The 19223-nt window shown below is 71.6% G+C and carries 19 protein-coding genes and 1 tRNA gene; 4 read left to right on the forward strand and 16 right to left on the reverse strand.

The annotated features are described in order from the left end of the window. Positions 1-105: 105 nt before the first annotated feature. Positions 106-750, forward strand: a complete 645-nt coding sequence (locus QRT04_RS03160) for an alpha/beta fold hydrolase (RefSeq protein WP_289453445.1) — start codon at positions 106-108, stop codon at positions 748-750. Between the two features lie 91 nt (positions 751-841). Here the strand turns inward: QRT04_RS03160 and QRT04_RS03165 are convergent, their stop codons facing one another. Next, positions 842-2341 (reverse strand): MFS transporter, encoded by a 1500-nt coding sequence (locus tag QRT04_RS03165; RefSeq protein ID WP_289453446.1) that lies wholly within the window; start codon positions 2339-2341, stop codon positions 842-844. A gap of 127 nt (positions 2342-2468) precedes the next feature. Between QRT04_RS03165 and QRT04_RS03170 the strand changes: the two genes are divergently transcribed. Both QRT04_RS03170 and QRT04_RS03175 read left to right on the forward strand, forming a co-directional pair. Further along, positions 2469-3083: a TetR/AcrR family transcriptional regulator gene (locus tag QRT04_RS03170; RefSeq protein WP_289453447.1), complete on the forward strand. Its 615-nt coding sequence runs from the start codon at positions 2469-2471 to the stop codon at positions 3081-3083. A gap of 112 nt (positions 3084-3195) precedes the next feature. After that, the gene (locus QRT04_RS03175) at positions 3196-4431 is read left to right on the forward strand and encodes a PP2C family protein-serine/threonine phosphatase (protein ID WP_289453448.1); all 1236 of its coding nucleotides are present in this window, start codon (positions 3196-3198) and stop codon (positions 4429-4431) included. A 27-nt stretch (positions 4432-4458) separates the two neighbouring features. Here the strand turns inward: QRT04_RS03175 and arfA are convergent, their stop codons facing one another. The 6 genes from arfA to QRT04_RS03205 form a co-directional block, all read right to left on the reverse strand. Continuing rightward, positions 4459-5970: an arabinosylfuranosidase ArfA gene (gene arfA, locus QRT04_RS03180; RefSeq protein ID WP_289453449.1), complete on the reverse strand. Its 1512-nt coding sequence runs from the start codon at positions 5968-5970 to the stop codon at positions 4459-4461. Between the two features lie 191 nt (positions 5971-6161). Then, entirely contained in the window at positions 6162-7202 is a 1041-nt protein-coding gene (locus tag QRT04_RS03185; RefSeq protein ID WP_289453450.1) for a LacI family DNA-binding transcriptional regulator, read from the reverse strand. A 135-nt stretch (positions 7203-7337) separates the two neighbouring features. Further along, positions 7338-8582 carry an extracellular solute-binding protein gene (locus tag QRT04_RS03190; RefSeq protein WP_289453451.1) on the reverse strand — a complete coding sequence of 415 codons (1245 nt, stop codon included), beginning with the start codon at positions 8580-8582 and terminating at the stop codon, positions 7338-7340. A 222-nt stretch (positions 8583-8804) separates the two neighbouring features. Beyond that, the gene (locus QRT04_RS03195; protein ID WP_289453452.1) at positions 8805-9713 is read right to left on the reverse strand and encodes a carbohydrate ABC transporter permease; all 909 of its coding nucleotides are present in this window, start codon (positions 9711-9713) and stop codon (positions 8805-8807) included. Between the two features lies 1 nt (position 9714). After that, positions 9715-10785, reverse strand: a complete 1071-nt coding sequence (locus tag QRT04_RS03200; protein WP_289453453.1) for a carbohydrate ABC transporter permease — start codon at positions 10783-10785, stop codon at positions 9715-9717. A gap of 238 nt (positions 10786-11023) precedes the next feature. After that, entirely contained in the window at positions 11024-12376 is a 1353-nt protein-coding gene (locus QRT04_RS03205; RefSeq protein ID WP_407653602.1) for a DUF6421 family protein, read from the reverse strand. Positions 12377-13273: 897 nt separating this feature from the next. Between QRT04_RS03205 and QRT04_RS03210 the strand changes: the two genes are divergently transcribed. Then, entirely contained in the window at positions 13274-13729 is a 456-nt protein-coding gene (locus QRT04_RS03210; protein WP_289453454.1) for a hypothetical protein, read from the forward strand. Between the two features lie 121 nt (positions 13730-13850). Here the strand turns inward: QRT04_RS03210 and QRT04_RS03215 are convergent, their stop codons facing one another. The 9 genes from QRT04_RS03215 to QRT04_RS03255 form a co-directional block, all read right to left on the reverse strand. Then, on the reverse strand, positions 13851-14297 hold the full coding sequence (locus QRT04_RS03215) for a CoA-binding protein (protein ID WP_289453455.1): 447 nt from the start codon (positions 14295-14297) through the stop codon (positions 13851-13853). Positions 14298-14300: 3 nt separating this feature from the next. Then, positions 14301-14696 (reverse strand): SRPBCC family protein, encoded by a 396-nt coding sequence (locus tag QRT04_RS03220; RefSeq protein ID WP_289453456.1) that lies wholly within the window; start codon positions 14694-14696, stop codon positions 14301-14303. A gap of 65 nt (positions 14697-14761) precedes the next feature. Continuing rightward, complete coding sequence (locus tag QRT04_RS03225; protein WP_289453457.1) at positions 14762-15109, reverse strand: ArsR/SmtB family transcription factor; 348 nt, start codon at positions 15107-15109, stop codon at positions 14762-14764. A 235-nt stretch (positions 15110-15344) separates the two neighbouring features. After that, positions 15345-15417 (reverse strand) — tRNA-Ala (locus QRT04_RS03230). 86 nt (positions 15418-15503) lie between these two features. Continuing rightward, positions 15504-16202 carry a histidine phosphatase family protein gene (locus tag QRT04_RS03235; protein ID WP_289453458.1) on the reverse strand — a complete coding sequence of 233 codons (699 nt, stop codon included), beginning with the start codon at positions 16200-16202 and terminating at the stop codon, positions 15504-15506. A 74-nt stretch (positions 16203-16276) separates the two neighbouring features. Beyond that, positions 16277-16657, reverse strand: a complete 381-nt coding sequence (gene rsfS / locus QRT04_RS03240) for a ribosome silencing factor (protein ID WP_289453459.1) — start codon at positions 16655-16657, stop codon at positions 16277-16279. An 8-nt stretch (positions 16658-16665) separates the two neighbouring features. Further along, complete coding sequence (locus tag QRT04_RS03245; protein WP_289453460.1) at positions 16666-18459, reverse strand: hypothetical protein; 1794 nt, start codon at positions 18457-18459, stop codon at positions 16666-16668. Continuing rightward, the gene (gene nadD, locus QRT04_RS03250; protein ID WP_289453461.1) at positions 18456-19052 is read right to left on the reverse strand and encodes a nicotinate-nucleotide adenylyltransferase; all 597 of its coding nucleotides are present in this window, start codon (positions 19050-19052) and stop codon (positions 18456-18458) included. The genes QRT04_RS03245 and nadD overlap by 4 nt, the downstream gene beginning before the upstream one ends. 19 nt (positions 19053-19071) lie before the next feature. Then, positions 19072-19218, reverse strand: coding sequence for a hypothetical protein (locus tag QRT04_RS03255; protein ID WP_289453462.1), 147 nt, complete (start codon positions 19216-19218; stop codon positions 19072-19074). Positions 19219-19223: the final 5 nt, after the last annotated feature.

Consider the following 19223-nt stretch of genomic DNA (forward strand, 5'->3'; position numbering starts at 1 on the left):
GAACGTAGGGACGGATTGTTTCCGGCCGGTCTCCGTCCCTCGACAGTTCTGGGTCGGGTTCGCCGGACTCTCGGCGGTGCCATGTCGCGTCCCTACAGTGACGCCATGCATGTCGTGCTCGTCCACGGTGCCGCCGTCGACCCGGCCGTCTGGGAGCCCACCGCGAGGGCGATCGCCCACCGGACGGGCCTCCGCGTCGAGACCCCGGCTCGACCTCAGTCGGGCGACCTGGACACCGAGCTCGCGTTCCTCGCCCCCTGGTGCGTCGGCGCCTACGTGATCGGCGTCAGCGGCGGCGCGACGCTGGGGCTCGAGCTCGCCGCCCGGGGCGCGCCCCTGGCCGGCGCCCTGCTCCACGAGCCGGCGGCGGGCTCGCTCGCGCCCGGGCTGCTGCGGCACGTCGTCCAGGGGTTCGCCGACGACGGCGTCGCGGGCTTCGGCCGAGCGTTGTACGGACCGACGTGGGACCCCACGTGCACCACCGCCGACAGCGCGACCGTGGGCGCCGAGCTCGCGATGTTCCGGAATTTCGAGCCGCGACCGTTCGCCCCCGCCGTGAACGTCGTGCTCACGGTCGGTGCGAACTCTCCCCCGCCGCGCTACGCCTCGGTCCGCGCACTGTCCGACCTGCTCGGGGTCCCGTGGCGCATCCAGCCCGGCGTCGGGCATGCCGCGCACCTCGAGGGCGGCTACCTGCCCGGCGGCTCGACGCCCGAGCTCGACCGATGGGTGGCGACGCGGCAGGGCTGACGAGCGCCTCGTGGACGTGACGCACGGCGCGCGGCGCGCCGCTCACCCGCGACCGCGCCGCGACGGACGCCATCGGCCGGATCCGACACCCTCAGTGCGCGAGCACCGGCCCCTCCGCCAGCTCGGGGGTGGGCTCGACGGCCGCACGAGCCGCGCGGTCGGTCCGGGTCCGGAAGAGGCTCGCCGCGACGATCGCGCCGAGCACGAAGATCCCTGCCGACCAGACGTACGCCACGGAGAAGCTGTGCAGCGCACCGGCGGCGATCACGTCGGGCGTCGCCGGCCCGTGGTCACGCACGTACGCGGTCGCCGCGGTCGCCGCGAGGGTGTTGAGGACGGCGGTCCCGATCGCGCCGCCGACCTGCTGGCTGGTCGAGACCATCGCGGAGGCGGCACCGGCCTGCCGTCGCGCGACCCCGAGCGTCGCGAACTGGAACGACGACGGCATGATCGAGCCCATCGCGATGCCCATCCCGATGAGGCCGACGAGCACGTGGGGGTACCCGCTCCCGGCCTCGAGCGTGCTGAGCCACAGCATCGAGAGCGCGCCGATCACCATGCCCACCGGCACGAGCACCTTCGGCCCGATCCGGGGCACCAGGATGTTCGTCTGGATCTGCGCGGTGATGATGATGAAGACGACCATCGGCAGGAACGCGACGCCGGTCTGCTGCGGCGAGTACCCGAGCGTCAGCTGCAGGTAGTACGTCAGGAACAGGAACACGCCGAACATGCCGGATCCGGCGACGAGGATCGAGAGGAACCCTGCCCCGCGGTCGCGGTCGACGACGACCTCGAGCGGCAGCAGCGGGTGCGCGGCCGACCGCTGCCGCACCACGAACGCGGCCAGGAGCAGGACGCTCGCCGCGAGCGAGCCCCAGACGAGCGGCGCGTCCCAGCCCTTCGGCTCGGCCTGCGAGAAGCCGAACACGAGCGCGAACAGCCCGGTCGAGCCGAGGATGACGCCCGGGACGTCGATCTGCGTGCTGTGCGTCTCCTCGCGCCGCGGCAGCAGCATCGTGCCCGCGACCAGGGCGATCGCCGCGATGAAGACGTTGACGTAGAGGTTCCAGCGCCAGTTGAAGTTCTCCGTCAGGTAGCCACCGAGCAGCAGGCCGATCGCGCCGCCGATGCCGGCGATCGCGCCGAACACCCCGAACGCGCGGGCGCGCTCCTTCGGGATCGTGAACGTTGTCGTGAGCACCGACAGCGCCGACGGTGCGAGCACGGCGGCGAACATCCCCTGCAGCGCCCGGGCGCCGACGAGGAACTCGAAGCTCCGCGCCGCACCGCCGAGGGCGGAGGCCACGGCGAACCCGACGAGTCCGATGAGGAACATGCGGCGGCGCCCGAACATGTCGGAGAGCCGCCCGCCGAGCAGCAGGAGGCTGCCGAACGCGAGCGCGTACGCGGTGACGACCCACTGGCGGTCGTTGTCGCTGAACCCGAGGTCCTGCTGGGCCGACGGCAGCGCGATGTTCACGATGGTCGCGTCGAGCACGACCATGAGCTGGGCCAGCGCGACCGTCGCGAGGACGAGCCAGCGGTGGCGGCCCTCGGGGGGCGGGGCGGTGAGGTCCGGTGACGACATGGCGATGCTCCTGGGACGTCGTGGTCGATGCCTCCGAGAGTATTCCAGAACTCGCTAGTTCCGAAACCCCCCAGTATCGTTGACGTCAACGGTAGGTTGAGGCCCGGCACGGAGCGGGAGGAGCGCCATGACCAGCGCCCAGGCGGCAGACGACGTCGTCGCGCGCCGCGCGGGGCGCCGGCGCGACGACTCGAAGGACGACGCGATCCTTCTCGCGGCGCGCGAGCTGCTCGCCGAGCGTGGCTTCGACGGCATGACGATGGACGCCGTCGCCGCGCGCGCCGGCGCCGGCAAGGCCACCGTCTACCGCCGCTGGGCGTCGAAGGTCGAGATGACCGTCGACGCCGTCACCTGCGGCACCGGCGTCCCTCTGACGATCGAGGACCTGCCCGACACCGGCAGCCTGCGCGACGACCTGATGGCCGTCCGGTTCGGGCGGCACCGGCCCGACGACACCGAGATCATGTCCGGCCTGATGTCGGCCGTCCGGGAGAACCCCGAGGTCGCGTCCGTGTTCCACGCCCAGTTCGTCCGGTCCCGCATCACACTGATGCGCGACCTGCTCGAACGGGCCCGGCTCCGCGGTGAGCTGCGCGACGACGTCGACCTGGACATGGTCGCGTCCGTCGCACCGGCGATGATCGCCTACCGCAAGGTGGTCGCCGGCCAGCGCGTGGACGACGACTTCGTCGTCCGCATGATCGACAACGTGATCCTTCCGCTCGTCCTCGACGTTCGCTGAGCCCACCCGCACCGTGGTGCCTGCGGGGGCACGAACCCGTCCGGCGCGGCGCCCCTCGCAGCGCGCGCGACTCGCCCGAGCCCTGACCGGCCGCGGCGGTTACGGTCGGCTCATGGGAGGACGGGAACCCGAGCCCGGGGTGCTGGACGCCACGCGCGATTTCCTCGATCGCGCACACCTTGCCGCGCCCGGCGAGCTCCCGGAAGCGCTCGCCGAGGCGGCCCGCGTCATCGGCTGGACCGCGCAGGTCTTCCTCGCCGACGACGAGCAGCGGGTCCTGATCCCCGTCGGTCCGCACGCCGAGGAGGTCGCCGCTCCGCTGTCGATCGACGGCACCCTCGCCGGGCGCGCGTTCCGGCTGCTCGAGCCGGTGCAGGCGCACGGCGACGAGGTCGCGCTGTGGGTGCCCCTGCTCGACGGGGTCCACCGGTTCGGCGTCGTGCGGTTCGGGTTGCCCGCCGGCACGGACGTCGGCTCGCGCGCCGTGAAGGACGCCTACCGCGTCCTGGCCGAGAACGCCGGCCACCTCTTCGCCGCGAAGTCCCCCTACGGGGACGCCCTGCGGCGTGTCACGCGGCTGCGACGGCGCTCGGTGGAGTCGGAGCTCCTGCTGGACCTCCTGCCACCCCTCACCTTCGGGGCCTGGAACATCGTCGTCTCGGCGATCCTCGAGCCGACGTACGACGTCGCGGCCGACGCGTTCGACTACAGCGTGATCGAGGGCGTGGCGCATCTCGCCGTCATGGACGCGACGGGGCACGCCCTGCCCGGCACCATGCTGGCCGCGGTCGCCCTGGCCGCGCTGCGCAACAGCCGTCGCGAGAGCCTGGACCTCGCCGAGACGCTCGGGGCCATGGACAGGTTCGTCGAGCTGCAGGGTCGGCGGGAGTCCTTCGTCACCGCGGTGGTGGGTGAGCTGGACCTGCAGACGGGCCAGCTGCGCTACGTCAACGCCGGGCACCCCGCGCCGCTCCTGATGCGGAACGGCAAGGTCGTGAAGTCGCTCGACGACGGTCGCCGCGCCCTGCTGGGCCTCGGCGAGCGTGCAGCCACCGTCGGCCAGGAACGGCTCGAGCCCGGTGACCGGGTGATCTTCTACACCGACGGCGTCACCGAGGCGCGGGCGCCCGACGGCACGCAGTTCGGGCTCCAGCGGCTCGTCGACCAGCTCGAGCGCTCGACCGCGGGCGGGCTCCCGGCCCCGGAGACTCTGCGGCTCGTCGCGCGCGACGTGCTCGAGTACCAGCACGGCGTCCTCCAGGACGACGCGACGCTCCTCGTCGCGGAGTGGTCCACGGGGCACGAGCTCGGCTACACGGCCGCGCCCGGCACGGAGCCGTACGCGTAGGGCGCGGCAGGGCGGCCCGGCGACCCGTCACGCGGTCGAGATGCGGATCATCGCCCAGCTGACCGGCGGCAGGACGGCAGTGAGCCGCCCGCTCTCGACCTTGACGTCGGCGAGCGGCTTCGGCAGCACCGAGGTCGAGTCCTCTGCCGTGGCGTGCCAGGTGAGGTCCGGATTGGACAGCTCGAGGGCCTCGATCACGCTGCCGTCACCGAACGCCCGCAGGTCCACGGCGACGCGAGTCGCGTCACCCACCGAACGGTTGACGGCGAAGACGGTGATCTCGCTCGTCTCCTCGTCGTGCGTCGCCACGGCGTCGATGACCGGAACGGCACCGAACCTCGCCGTGTCGTAGGTCTCGGAGCTCACCGACACGCGGAGCACGTCGCCCTTGGCGTGGCGCGCCGTGAGTGCGAACGGGTGGAACGTCGTCTGGCGCCACGACGGGCCGCCGGGCTCGGTCATGATCGGCGCGATCACATTGACGAGCTGCGCGAGCGACGCCGAATGGACTCGGTCGGTGTGACGCAGCAGCGAGATCAGGAGGTTGCCGACCACGACCGCGTCCGCGACGTTGTACCTGTCCTCCAGCAGCACCGGCGCCACCGGCCAGTCGGCGCCCTCGGGGACCTTCGACTCGGCACGCGTCTGGTACCAGACGTTCCACTCGTCGAACGAGACGTGGATCTTCTTGTCGGTCTTCTTCGCGGCGCCCACCGCGTCTGCCGTCGCCGTCACCCCGGCGATGAACTCGTCCATGTCGACGGCGGACGCGAGGAACGAGCCCAGGTCGCCGTCCTCCTCCCAGTAGTAGGCGTGCGCCGAGATCAGGTCGACGACGTCGTACGTCTCGGTGAGCACCACCCGCTCCCACTCGCCGAACGTCGGCATGCCCGTATTCGAGGAGCCGCACGCGACGAGCTCGAGGTCCGGGTCGACCATGCGCATCGCCCGGCCCACCTCGGCCGCGAGCCGGCCGTACTCGTGGGCCGTCTTGTGGCCGACCTGCCAGGGCCCGTCCAGCTCGTTGCCGAGGCACCACATCTTCACGCCGTAGGGGCGCTCGGCACCGTTGCGACGACGCTGCTCCGACACCGCGGTCCCGCCGGCGACGTTGCAGTACTCGAGGATGTCGAGCGCTTCGGTGATGCCCCGCGTCCCGAGATTGATGGCCATCATCGGCTCGACGCCGGCCTTGACGCACCAGCGCATGAACTCATCGAGCCCGAAGGTGTTCGGCTCGGCCGAGTGCCACGCGAGGTCGAGCCGCACCGGGCGTTGCTCGCGCGGACCCACGCCGTCCTCCCAGCGGTAGGACGAGACGAAGTTGCCGCCGGGATATCGCACGGTGCTCACCCCGAGCTCGCGCACCAGCTCGAGCACATCTGTCCTGGAGCCGCCGTCGTCGGCGCTCGGGTGGGCCGGCTCGTGGATGCCCGTGTAGACGCTCCGGCCGAGGTGCTCGACGAACGAACCGAACGTGCGCCTGCGCACGGGACCGACGACGAAGCCGGGATCCACGGTGATGCGCGCTGTGGTCATCTCTCTCTGTTCCTTGTCGTCGGTGTCGGTCGCGCTCTGCTTCGTGCGGTCGGTGCAGGTCAGGATCCGGTGGTCCCGTCGGTCGCGGGTGCTCGCGCCCGAACCGTGAGGTGGCGGGACGTCGCACGCCGTCCGGAAGACGAGCCCTGCTGCGGCGAAGGGCTCTGGTGGCTCGGGACGTCTGACCTCCGTCAGCCGGCTGCGTCGACCTTCGACAGCGCCGGCTGGGGGCGCCGGGACGATTCGCGCGCCCGGAGCTCGAAGTCGGCTATCGCGAGCCGAGGCGGCTGGGTGTCGCCGTCGATGCGCTCGACGAGCATGCGCACGGCCTCGCGGGCGATCTGCACGCGGCCAGGTGCGATCGACGACAGCGGGGGCTCGTGGAAACCCGCGTCGTCCACGTCGTCGAACCCGATGACCGCGACGTCCTCCGGCACCGCGATCTTCCGGGTGTGCAGCTCGTGCAGGACGCCGAAGGCCATCGAGTCGTTCATCGCGAAGACCCCGTCGAAGTCCACGCCCGAGTCCAGGAGGCGAGCGATCCCGTCGGCGCCGGTCTGGCGCGTCCAGGGGTCCACCTCGACCACGAGCGCCGGGTCGAACGCGAGCCCCGCCGAGGCCAGGCCCTCCCGATACCCCTCGAGTCGCAGCGTGGGCGAACCCATCCCCTCGTCGAGCCGTGCGCCGAGCGCCACGATCCGTCGGCAGCCCTGCTCCGCGAGGTGGACCGTGGCGGCGCGCGCCGCCTCTACGTTTGCCATCGTGACGTGGTCGACGGGCGCGCCGAAGATCCGCTCGCCGAGTAGCACCAGCGGGTAGTCGACGGCGAGGAGCTCACCGTCGTCCGGGTCCAGACCCAGCGGGAAGAACATCAAGCCGTCCGTGATGCGACGCTGGGAGCTGTCGAGCGACGTCAGCGCGCCGTCACGAGTGGCGCCCGTCCGCTCGATCAGCACCCGGAAGCCGACCTTCTCCGCCTCGACGATCATCAGGTCGGCGAACTCGGCGAAGTATGGGTGTGCCAGCTCCGGGAGCGCCAGCCCGATCATCCCCGTGCGGCCCTTGCGCAGGTGCCGGGCGGACATGTTGATCCGGTAGCCCAGCTCGGCGATGGCGACCTCGACCCGCTCGCGGGTCGCCGGGCGCAGGTAGGAGTACCCGTTGAGCACGTTCGAGACGGTCTTGATCGACACGCCGGCCCGCTCGGCGACGTCGCGCATGGTGACCGGCACGGGGACATCCTTCCGCATCTGTGACCTGCAGAGAGGTGCTTGGTGGATGACGGGGTGGGACCGCGGCTGAGCACGAACCGCGATCCCACCCCTGGCTGCCGAGGGCGTCGACCGTCTGCGGCCGGCGCGTCTCCGCTACCTCTTGAAGTCCCGCTCGGCCTGCGCCTGGGCCTCCTTCAACGCCGCGTCAGGGGCGACGCCGTTGAGCGTGGAGTTCGTGACGCCCGCCCTCATCGCCGCCTCGAGCGCGCTGTAGTCGGCCACCTGCGGAGGCATGTGGGCGTAGCTCTCGGCGGTCTTCAGGTAGTTCGCACGTTGCGGAAGGCTGCGGTACTCGTCGGACGCGAGCACCTCCTTCGTCACCGGGATGAGGCCCGTGCCCCGGGCCCAGCCCGCGTTGTTGTCCGTGAGGAACTTCAGGAACTCGAGCGCGGCTCGGTACTTGACCGGGTCGTCACCCTTGTTCCGGGAGACCGTCCAGACGTCGGAGTCGGCCAGTACCGAGGGCTTGCCCCAGAGGTTGGGGAAGTCCGTCGCGTAGTAGTGGAACTTCGCCTGCGTGACGAAGTTGTTCACCTCCCACCCGCCGTTGAAGACCATCGCGACGTCACCGTTGAGGAAGTCCTGGTTGGACGTCGCGTAGTCGGCGGAGTTGTCGACGTAGCCGAGCTTGATGAGCTCGTTGAGGAACGTGAGCGCCTTCTCCGCCTCCGGGGTGTTCACCGTGGGCGCGGAACCATCCGCGTTGACGAAGTCCCCGCCCTGCTGCCACACACTCGTCATGAACAGCCACGTCGACGCCATGTCGTCGACGAACGCGAGGCCGAACGGCTGCTTGCCGGTCTTCTCCTTGATGGTCTTGCACAGCTGCAGGAATTCGTCGGCGCTCTTCGGCGGTACGAACGACCCGTCGGGGCCGAGCACCCCGGCGTCGCCGAGGATGTCGAGGTTGACGTTGATGAGCTCGGCGGCGATGTCGAACGGGATGGCCTGCTGCGTGCCGTCGATGGTCGCCGCCGACGCCCCCGCCTCAGTGAGCTCCGGGATGTCGACGCCGTACTTGGCGGCGTCGATCGGCAGGATCAGGCCGCGGGACGCGTACGGAGCGACGCGCGAGCCGTTCATCTCGATGACGTCCGCCTGCTGATGCCCGGCGAACGAGGTGTCGATCGCGGCCATGTAGTCGTTCCAGTCCGCGCTCGCGACGCGTTCGACCGTGATGCCGGTGCCGGACGCGTTGAACTTGTTGACGAGGATCCCGAACGTGTCGCACTGGTTGGTCGCCTTCGACAGGTCCGTGACGCCGTCCGTGGCTTCGGGGCACTGACCGTGGTAGTCGGCCACGGTGAGCTTCGTGCCCTTGAGCTGCTCAGGAGTCACGGCGGCGATCTTCGACGCGAGATCGCCCGCCGCGACGGTGCTACCCGGCGAGGAGTCGCCGCCGGCCCCGCTCTGGGAGCACCCCGCGAGCATCAATGCTGCCGCGACGCCCAGCGTCGCAGCGCTGACAAATGGTCTCCGCTTCATTGCCGATTCCCTTTCTGTCACAAGCCCGAACTGCGCTGAACTGCGCGCGGTCGCGAAAAGTCTCCGGGGACGAGACTATTTCTCACCGCTCGACAGTGTGATTCCCCGAATAAGGTGCCGCTGGAAGAGCAGGAACACGATGAGGACAGGCGCCGCCCCGACGACCCCGCGCGCCATGATCGATCCGAGATTCTGAGCGTTGGACCACTGGAGCTTGAGCGACGCGAGCCCCGGCGTGATGGTGAACATCTCCCGGTCGGAAACCGAGACGAGGGGCCAGATGTAGTCGTTCCAGCTCCACACGAAGACGATGATTCCCAGCGAGAGCATCGCGGGCCGCGCCAGCGGCACCATGATCCGGAAGAAGACCGTCCACCTTCCGGCACCGTCGACCATCGCGGCTTCCGAGTACTCCTTCGGAACCTTCGAGAAGAACTGCGTCATCACGAAGACGCCGAGAGCGGACGCGAGTCGCGGCAGGACAAGTGCGTGGTACGTGTTGTGCTGGTCGACGCCGGCAAACATCGTGAACAGCGGGATGAATACGGCCTCGAACGGCACCATGAGCCCGCCGAGGACGAGTGCGTAGAGCACCGCTCGTCCCTTGAACGGCACCTGCGCGAACGCGTAGCCCGCCATGGTGCAGAGCGCGACGGTGAGCACCGTCGTGCTGGCGGTCACGATCACGGAGTTGAGGAACCACCGCCCCACGAGACTGATCGCGAAGGCATTGCGGAAGTTCTCGAACGTGAAGTCCTGCGGGATGAGGCTCGACGCATTCACCCGAAGCGCCTCGTCCTTGCTCAGCGACATCGAGAGCATCCAGAACAGCGGGACGAGCCAGATGAATGCGCACACCGCCATCAGCACGTGGTACACGACAGAACCGGCAATCCTGCGTCTGCTGCGTGGGCGCTCGGCGGCATTCTCCGCAAGCCGGTCCGCCTCGACCGGCGGCGCCGAACGGCTGATCTGAGTCACCACGTCACTTCTCCTCACGCATGAGGCGCAGCTGCACCAGCGAGATCACGAACATCACCGCGAAGAGGAAGAGGGCCATCGCCGCCCCGGCACCGAGGTGCTTCTGCGTGAAGCCCGTCTCGTAGAGGTGGAGGACGAGGGTTCGCGTCGCATTCCCTGGGCCGCCGCTCGTCATGATGTTCACCTGACCGAAGACGACGAAGCCGGCGATGATCTGCATCACGAGCACGAGGGCGGTGACGTGTCGGAGCCCCGGCATCGTGACGTGCAGGAATCGGTGCCACGTGTTGGCGCCGTCGAGCATGGCCGCCTCGTAGAGCGTCGGGTCGATGTCCTGCAGGCCCGCCGAGAACATGACGAGGTTGAACCCGACGGTCCACCAGGCGGTCATCACGACGATCGCCGGCATCGCGAGGTGCTGGTCCCCCAGCCACGAGATCGGCTCGACGCCGAAGTTCGCGAGAAATGCCGACAGGATTCCGCGCCCCGGGCTGAGGACGTTCGTCCACACCAGGGTTGCGACCGAGATCGGCAGGACGTACGGCACGAAGAATGCGACCTGGTAGATCTTGCCGCCGCGGTGCCGGGAGTTGTTCACCGCGAGAGCCATGGCCAGCCCGAGCCCGATGATGAGCGGCGTCGACATGAGCGTGAACTGGAGCGTGTGCGTGAACGACTCCCAGAACAACGGGTCGTACCACATCCCGTCGGGTCCGGGATGGAAACCGAGCACCGTCGCGAGCAGGAGAAGCGCCGCGACGCCGCAGTACTGGATCCGCGACCGGGACCGTGCAGCCCTCCACGCGACGAGGGCCGCGACCACCAGGATCAGCAGCCTCAGCTGCCACAGGTGCGCGAGGTCCCACTCCATCTGGGTGCCCCAGAGCATCTGCACGTAGTTGTCGGCTCCGCGCCACTGCGGCGCCATGCCGAGCAGGTCCCAGTCGTAGAGGCTCATCCGCACGGCCTGGACGAGCGGGTAGAGCAGGAACGCGGCGTAGACCAGAAGGAACGGCCCGACGAACGACATGCCGGTCCCGAGTCCGGCACGTCCCACGGCGCGCGAGCGGCGCATGGCGCCCTCCTTCGTTCATCGTTGTACGAAAGGCAAGCGGGACGTTATCCACGTGGATCCGCCGTGTCAATGAACCGACCGGCTCGTCGCTCGCGAGGGCGCGCTCGGGTGGGCAGGCGCCGGTCCGCCAGTGCCTCGTCTACGCAGCGCCACCAGCGCGATCGCGGTCGGTCGACGCGCGCGTTGCCCCCGCACGCCGCACCGGCCGGGCGCCGTCTGCCCGGCCGGTGACACTCGCTCAGTCCGTGATGCCGGACGTCGACGCCACCACGTCCGCGAGCTTGCGACCCAGCGCCTCGTAGAACATCGACAGCGGGAACTCGTCGTCGAGCACGGCGTCCGTCAGACCCTTCGGTGGGCCGTCCAGCGGGAGCGCCTCCGGGCCTTGCGCCCAGACGGACGCCGGGTGCGGGCTCACCGTGCCGGACACCAGCGCGTAGGCGGCGAGCCAGTGGGCGGGCTTCGGCCGGTCGATCGAGCGCCAGTACAGCTGCTCGATCTGCTCGGCGAGCGCCACGACCGCCCCGGGCACGCGCAGCCAGTCGATGCGCAGGCGGGAGTCCGTCCAGTCCACCACGTGGTGCTGGTGCAACCACGCGAACAGCAGCTGACCGCCCAGGCCGTCGTAGTTCCGCACCCGCGTTCCGGAGATCGGGAACCGGAAAATGCGGTCGAAGACGATCGCGTACTGCACCAGCCGGGCGTGCGGCACGCCGTCGCGCTCGAGCTCGACGGCGGCGCGGAACGCGGTCAGGTCGCAGCGCAGCTCCTCGAGCGAGTAGAGGAAGTACGGCATGCGCTGCTTGATCATGAACGGGTCGAACGGCAGGTCACCGCGCATGTGGGTGCGGTCGTGCACCAGGTCCCACAGCACGAAGACCTCCTCGGCGAGCCGCTGGTCGGCGAGCATCCGGGCCGCGTCGGGGGGCAGTGCGAGGCGCGTGGTGTCCGCGGCCGCGCGGACCACGCGCCGGAAGCGGGCGGTCTCGCGGTCGGCGAAGATCGCGCCCCACGTGAACGCCGGCAGCTCGCGGACGGCGACGGTCTCGGGGAAGAGCACGGCCGAGTGGGTGTCGTACCCGCCGGTGAAGCCGAGGAAGCGCACCGGCACGAACAGGGAGTTCGAGAACCGCTCGGCCTCGAGGCGCGCCGCCACCTCGGGCCAGCGCACCTCCAACAGCACGGCCTCGAAGCGGCGGTCCGTGCTGCCGTTCTGCGTGTACATCGGGAGGACGACCAGGTGCCGGAGCCCGTCCACGCGCGCCCGCTCCGGGTGGAACAGCAGCAACGAGTCGAGGAAGTCCGGGACGCCGAAGCCGCCGTCGACCCAGCGGGCCAGGTCCTTGGTGACGGCAACCAGGTAGTCCTCGTCGTGCGGGAACCCCGGCGCGAGCGTGGCGATCGCGGCGGACGCGGTCGCCACGAGCTCGGAGGCCCGCGCGTGCTCGACCTCGTCAGGCACGGACCCGTCGTGCGCCTGCAGCGTGCGCAGCTCCTGCACGGCGTCGCGCAGGATCGTCCAGGCCGCGGGGAGCGCCGCGCGAGCGGATCGCGAAGCATCGTCGGCGAGCGGCGGCGCGGCCCAGCTCACCGCGTTCAGCAGCAGCGCTGCACCGTCCTCCCCCGCAGCCAGCACGTCGATCCCCAGGACGACCAGCCGACCCTCGGCGTCGTCGACGGCAGCCACGACCGCCGCGCCGCGAGCTCCGTCGGCGTCGAAGGGCCCGCTGACCCGCACGGCCGCGCCGTGCTCCGTGCCGAGCGTCGCGACCACGCGAAGCGGATCGCCCGACGTCCACGCGAGGAGGTCCGGGCCGGGGGCGCCGCCGGGCAGCGGGCGACCGACGGCGATCGTCGAGGGTGCCGCAGCACGCATCTCGACGCCGCGGTCGCGCAGCCAGTCCGGCGTGCCCGATACCGGGCCGGCCGGAACCACGATGACGCCGGGCGCCCCAGGACGCGCGACGCGCGCATCGGCCGCGACCAGCACCACGTCGGGCCGCTCGTCGGCGCCGACGAGCACGAGGCCGTGCCGCTGCAGGTGGTCGCGGTGTGCGTCAGGCAACGGGACGGCGGCGTGGACAGTCGGAAACAGCCTCATGGGCAATCTCACTATCCGGGACGTTGGGTTACTGCACCGTACGTTTTGCCCCGATGGCGGTCAACCCCGGTCGGGCCCGGGGCGCGGCCAGCCAGCAGCTCGGGGGTTCGCGGCCGTCATCGTTGCCGGCGCGGCGCGGTCGTTCCTGGCCGCTCGACGCCAAAAGAGGCCGTCTCCCCCGGGGGGCACGGTCTTTGACCTGGGTGTGTCCTCGCGGCCGACTTGCGGACGTTCTTCCGGGCCTGAGCGGGGTCGCGCGGCGAGCGCTGTTAGGTATCCCACACGGTTCGCGGCGCGATCGAGGCCTGACGGCCCGGCTCGGTCCTGTGAACCGCATAGGTTTAGTTCGACCACCGAACGAAACTGACGCGAAGGATGTCGCACCCCATGAGCCACACCACCTCGACCGCTCTCCGCCGCCTCACGACGGCCGCCGTCACGGCCGTGCTGGCGCTCGGCGTGGGCGCCGTCGCCGCGGCGTGCGCCTCGAGCGCCGGCGGCTCGCCGAAGGACGACGAGGTCGCCACCGCCAACCACGCGGCCGCCAGCGAGACGGACGTCGCGGCCGACGCCTACCAGGAGCTCAGCTCGAGCATCACCGAGGCGCGCGACCTGGCGACCGAGGCCACGGGCAAGGTCGAGGACACGGCTCTGCTCGACAACCTGACCGCCGCGACGGACGCCGCCCGAGCGATCGACCCGATCGGCAGCTACAAGCCGGTCGACGACGCCGCCACCGCGCAGACGAAGCTGCAGGCGCTGCGCACCGCCGAAGACAAGATGAACGCCGCGAAGACCGCGCTCGACACGGCGATCGCGGCGGTCAAGAACGCCGAGAGCTGATCCGCACCGACGAACGACGCGGGGCCCGGTCGGATCGCCGACCGGGCCCCGTGTCCGTCAGACGTGCGCAGCCCGGCTGAACGACTCCTCCGCACGGTCGGGGCGCAGGCCAGGGGTCGCGCTAGTGGGAGCGGGCGGCCGCTGCAGCGGCGACGATGTAGGGCGCGCTGACGAACGCGACGCCTGCCGCGTGTGCGAGCGCCGTCATGTGCTCTACCTCGGTGGGTGTGAGGTAGACGCCAGTGGCGTCCTTCTCGCCTTCTTCGTTGCGGCCGGACTGGTGCCAGAGCGTGGCGGCACCGAGTCGCTGAGCCTGCGCCAGCAGACCGGGCAGCTCTGCCGCGGGCCGGTGGCTGTAGATGATGTCCGCTCGTTCGGGCAGGCCCGTGACCGGGCTCGTTTCCGGATGACCATCGACCAGTCGCATGACGTAAAGATCTGTCGGGTCGGGGCCACCTTGGAAGGTGACGTCGAGGCCCGCGAGGACGAGGGCGCGGGGGACGTCCTCGGAGGGCCAGTCGTGGAGCACCGCCGCCCGGGCAGAGCGCAGGATCTCGATGGGGTCCATCTCCTACCTCTCAGTTGTCGGGTTTCCGATGGCCTGGCTGTCGCACCAAGGGACGAGCCAGCCGATGACGTTGGGCCAGAACAGGAATGCCCGCTCGCCACCGTCGCGCAGGTACTGGTGCACGTGCACTCGGGTGCCCATGGTCGTCGGTTCGAAGGTGACGTCGGTCTGGCTGTCGTCGACGACCCCTCGATAGGTGAGGCGGACGCCGGGCTCCCATCGGGTGATCTCAGCGATGACGAGCTCGCCGTCGGGGTACACCTCGAGCACTCGTCCCCCGAGCCGAGTCTCGACGTGCATCGTCGGAGACCGTCCGGCGTCGAAGTAGTTGATCGGCCCGGGGATCCACCACGAGCCGATCTCGGCCGTGAACGCCTCGAACGCTCGCGCAGGCGGCACCCCCACGTCGATGCTCGCACGGGCTTCCGGGCGCTCAGATCGGCCTGCGGCGCCGTCCGGACGGTTCATTGGCCCGGCCGCCGGCGCGAGGGCGCTTCGACGTGGGCGCGGAACGCTGCAAGCTGCTCGTTCCACTGTGCCTGCACCTGGTCCATCCAGGCTCTGGCAGCGACCAGCCCCTCATCGCGCAGCGTGAAGACGCGGCGGCGTGCGTCGTGCGGGTCGCGACTGTCGGTGACCAGGCCGGCCTCCTGAAGGGTCCGAAGGTGGCGGCTCATGACGGACGGTGAGACCGAGGCGTGACGCGCCAGCTCCCCGGCGCTGCACGGGCCCCGTGACAGGACCTCAACCGTCGCGAGACGGACGGGATCAGCGAGGGCTGCGAAGCGCCCAGTCGCGCCTTGATTGTCCATATCCGCAATTATTCACGGGTTGCGCAAAGGGTCAAGGGTGGATGCGGGGCGCGCGCTGCGTGAACAGGGGCGGCCCCGGCCAGGTGTGCACACGGGCGGCCAGGACGCGACGCGCGCCTCCTAGCGAGGTCTAGCCAGGTCGAGCGATGACCGCAAGCTGTCCGGTAAACGTCAAGCGGCCACGTCAGACCCCTCGGTTCGGGATCTCGACGTGGCCCCTGACCTGCAAGAACGGTGGAGCTGAGGGGACTCGAACCCCTGACCCCCTGCATGCCATGCAGGTGCGCTACCAGCTGCGCCACAGCCCCGTTCACGCCCGGAGGCGCTCGGAGAGTCTAGGACGAACGCGCCCCGGAACGGAAATCGGCGCCGGGCGCCGCCCGGACCACCCCGATCAGTCCGGATCGCGCGTCTCGGTGTCGGGGTCGACGTCGCCGGCGCGGTCGGGGCCTGCGTTCCAGTCGGTCGAGACGTCGGACGGGCCGACGTTGTAGCCGACGAGGCGCCACGCGGGGCGGACGTCGTTGCGGGCGGCCACGAGCTCGGCCCAGTGCGCGTTGAGCATGCCCGCGAAGGCGCGCGACGCGGCCGGCAGGTCGAGCAGCTCCGCCACCACCGACGAGAGCGCGGCGCCGTGCGAGACGACCACGAGCGTGTCGGTCCGCTCGAGCGTCGCCACGTGAGCCGCGACGCCCTCGGCCATCCGGGCCGCGACCGCGGCACGCATCTCGGCGCCCACGCGCTCCGGCTCGCCGCCGCCGCGCCACAGGGCGTACTCGGCGGGCCACCGCTCGGCGATCTCCTCGCCGCTCAGGCCCTCCCACTCGCCGAAGGCCCGCTCGCGCAGGCGCTCGTCGAGCACGACGTCGAGCTCGGCGGCCGACGCGAGGGCCGCGGCCGTCTCGCGCGCCCGCGTCAGGTCGGAGCTGACGACCCGGGTCGGCTCGTGCCGTCCGAGCAGCCGCGCGGCGGCCGTGCGGGCCTGCCAGCGGCCGACGGCGTCGAGGGGGATGTCGATCTGCCCCTGCAGCCGCGCCGACGCGTTGTACGCCGTCCTGGCGTGCCGCCAGAGAACGATCCGACCCGCGCCCACGGCGCTCCCCTCGTCGTCCGAGAACCCGCGCCGGACCCTAGCGACCGGCGCGCACCCGCCGCAGCGGGATTCGCTCAGTCCTCGAGCGTGCCGTGCGCGTCGGCCGGCAGCTCGATGAGCGGGCAGTCCTTCCAGAGCCGCTCGAGCGCGTAGTAGACGCGGTCCTCGGCGTGCTGCACGTGCACCACGATGTCGCCGAAGTCGACGAGCACCCAGCGGCCCTGCGACTTGCCCTCGCGGCGGATCGGCTTGGCGCCGAGGTGGAACAGCGCCTCCTCGACGGCGTCCACGATCGCGCCGACCTGACGCTCGTTGGTCCCCGACGCGATGAGGAACACGTCGGTAAGCACGAGCTGCTCGCTCACGTCGAGGGCGATGATCTCCTGCGCCTTGCGGTCGCTCGCGGCCCTCGCGGCGGCGACGGCCAGCTCGATCGATCGTTCGGTCGCAGTCACGGATCTCCTCAGGTGGTGGGTTGGACGACGGAGACGGGCGCCTGGGCGCCGGAGCGGCCGGAGCCGCCGTCCTTGGCGCCGTCCGTCGTGTGGGCGAGCAGCAGCACGATCAGGAACCCGAGGACGAACGCCACGAGCGCCAGCACGATCAGGTGCAACCACGTGTACGGGTGCCGCGGGCGGTCCCCGGACTCGTCGTCCTCGTCGCCGTACGGCTCGTGGTCGGCGGCGCGGCTCGAGGGAGCGGCGGACGCCCCCTCGACGGGCGCCTGGCCCGCGGCGGACCACGCCGGCGCCTGCTGGGCCGAGCGACCCGCGAGCGACGAGACCACCGGTGCCGCGACCTCGGTCGCGTCAGCCGTCTGGTGCGGCGGCGCGGCGGGCTGCGGCGGTGCGGCGGGCTCCGCCGGTGCGCCCCACGCCTGCGGCGCGGCCGACGACGGGACGGGCGTCCACGAGCGCGGACCACTCGCGCCGCCGGCCGCCGAGGGGGACGCGGGAGCAGCGCCGGCCTGAGGCCGAGCGCCGTCGGCGCGCGGACCCGCGGCGGGCGCGGGCTGCCGCGAGGCCCACGCGCCCGAGTCCGGCTGCCTGGCGGGTCCGACGGCGGACGGGAGCGACGGCGACGAACCGCCGGCGCCGGCCTGGGGCGTCGGCCCGAGCGCCGACGGGAGGGGGTACGCCGAGCTGCCCTCCGCGTCGGGCCGGGCAGGGCCGACGGCCGACGGGAGCGACTGCGGGGAGGCCTGCGGCGACGAGCCGAACGCGGACGGCTGAGCCTGCGGCGCGCCGGACGAGCCGGCACCGGGCTGCGACGCTGCGGCCGGTCGCGGCGGCTCGGCGCGGCCGGGCGCCGGTGCGCTCGTACCGCCGGGCACCCAGGTCGGCGCCTGTGCGCCCCCGGTCGCCGACGGGCGGGCGGAGGGCGTGCCCGCGGACCAGCCGGCGGTCGGCCACTCCTCGGGCGACGTGCTCGTCGGCCGGGGTGTCGAGACGCCCGGGGCCTGTGACGGGCTCGAGCCGCCCGTCCCGGCGGGGCGCGCGGGCGGCTGGCCGCCGGCGTCGGGTGCGAAGCCGCGCGGGGTGGCCGACGGCGCCTGCGGGCCGGGCATCCCCGGCCGGGAGATCACACGCTCGTCGGGGCTGCCGACCGGGCCGGTCGGCTGCCGCGTGGCGGGAGCCGCGGGGCGCTGCGCCTGCGGAGCGGACCACGTCGGGTTCACCGTCGGGTCGAGGGTGTCGCGGTACGTCCGCCGCGACGGCTGTGCGACCTCGTCGGGGGCCTGCTGCGGACGCGCGGCGGCGCCCCACGCGGCGGTCGCCGACGACGCCGCAGGCTGCTGCCCCGGCCTCTCCTGTGGCTGCACGGGTTGCGGCGCGGCGGCTCGGGTGGGCGACGGCGCGACGTTCGGCACGCTCGACGGCTGGACGCCCGGCACCTGCGCGCTGGGCGTGTGCGGGCTCGGCGTGTGCGGGCTCGGCGTCTGCGGACCAGGCGTCTGCGGACCAGGCGTGTGCGGGCTCGGCGCGTGCGCGCTGGGCACCGGCGCGGCAGGCGCCCACGCGGGCGTCGCGGCCTGGGGCTCGCTCGCCGCGGGCCACTCCGCGCTCCCCTGCGGCTGCTGCGCCCGCAGCGCCCGGCGGGAGACGCTCGTGGGCGCTGACGGCGTCCCACCGCGCTCGATCGACGCCTGGTTGGGCACCTCCTGCTCGTGCTCGGCGGCTGCCGACCACGACGGGACGCCCGGTGCGTCGCTGCGGTGGAGGTCGCGACGACGCGGCCGCCCTCCGGTTTCACTCATGACTGACCTCGATACAACCCATGCTTGGCGATGTACTGCACGACCCCGTCGGGGACGAGGTACCAGACCGGCTCACCCGCGCGCGCTCGCGCACGGACGTCGGTCGACGAGATGGCGAGCGCCGGGATCTCCAGCACGCTCACCCGGTCCACCGGCAGACCCTCCACCGACAGCGCGTGCCCGGGGCGGGTGACCGCCACGAACCGCGCCATGGAGAACAGCTGCTCGGCATCCTTCCACTCCAGGATCTGCGCGACGGCGTCGGCTCCCGTGATGAAGAAGAGGTCGGCATCCGGCCTCCGCTCCTTGAGGTCGCGGAGCGTGTCCACCGTGTACGTCACACCCGGGCGTTCGACGTCGACGCGGCTGACCGTGAACCGCGGGTTCGACGCGGTCGCGATCACCGTCATCAGGTAGCGGTGCTCCGCGACCGTGACCTCGACGTCCTGCTTGAAGGTCGGGACGCCGGTCGGCACGAACACGACCTCGTCCAGCTCGAACCGCGCCGCGACCTCGCTCGCCGCGACCAGGTGCCCGTGGTGGATCGGGTCGAACGTGCCGCCCATCACTCCGACGCGCGGCGGCTGCGTCATCGTCCCCGTGTACCCAGGATCACTCGTGGCGCGTGCCGGCGCTGCGGAACGCGAACGTGATCAGGAGCATCGCGACCAGTCCGACGAACGCGCCGACGCCGAAGACCACCGGGTCGAAGGGCAGCTCGCGAGCGTGCTCCGCGGCTTCGGTCAGGACAGCGTGCACGTCGA

Source organism: Cellulomonas alba (assembly GCF_030362835.1).
GTDB lineage: Bacteria > Actinomycetota > Actinomycetes > Actinomycetales > Cellulomonadaceae > Cellulomonas > Cellulomonas alba.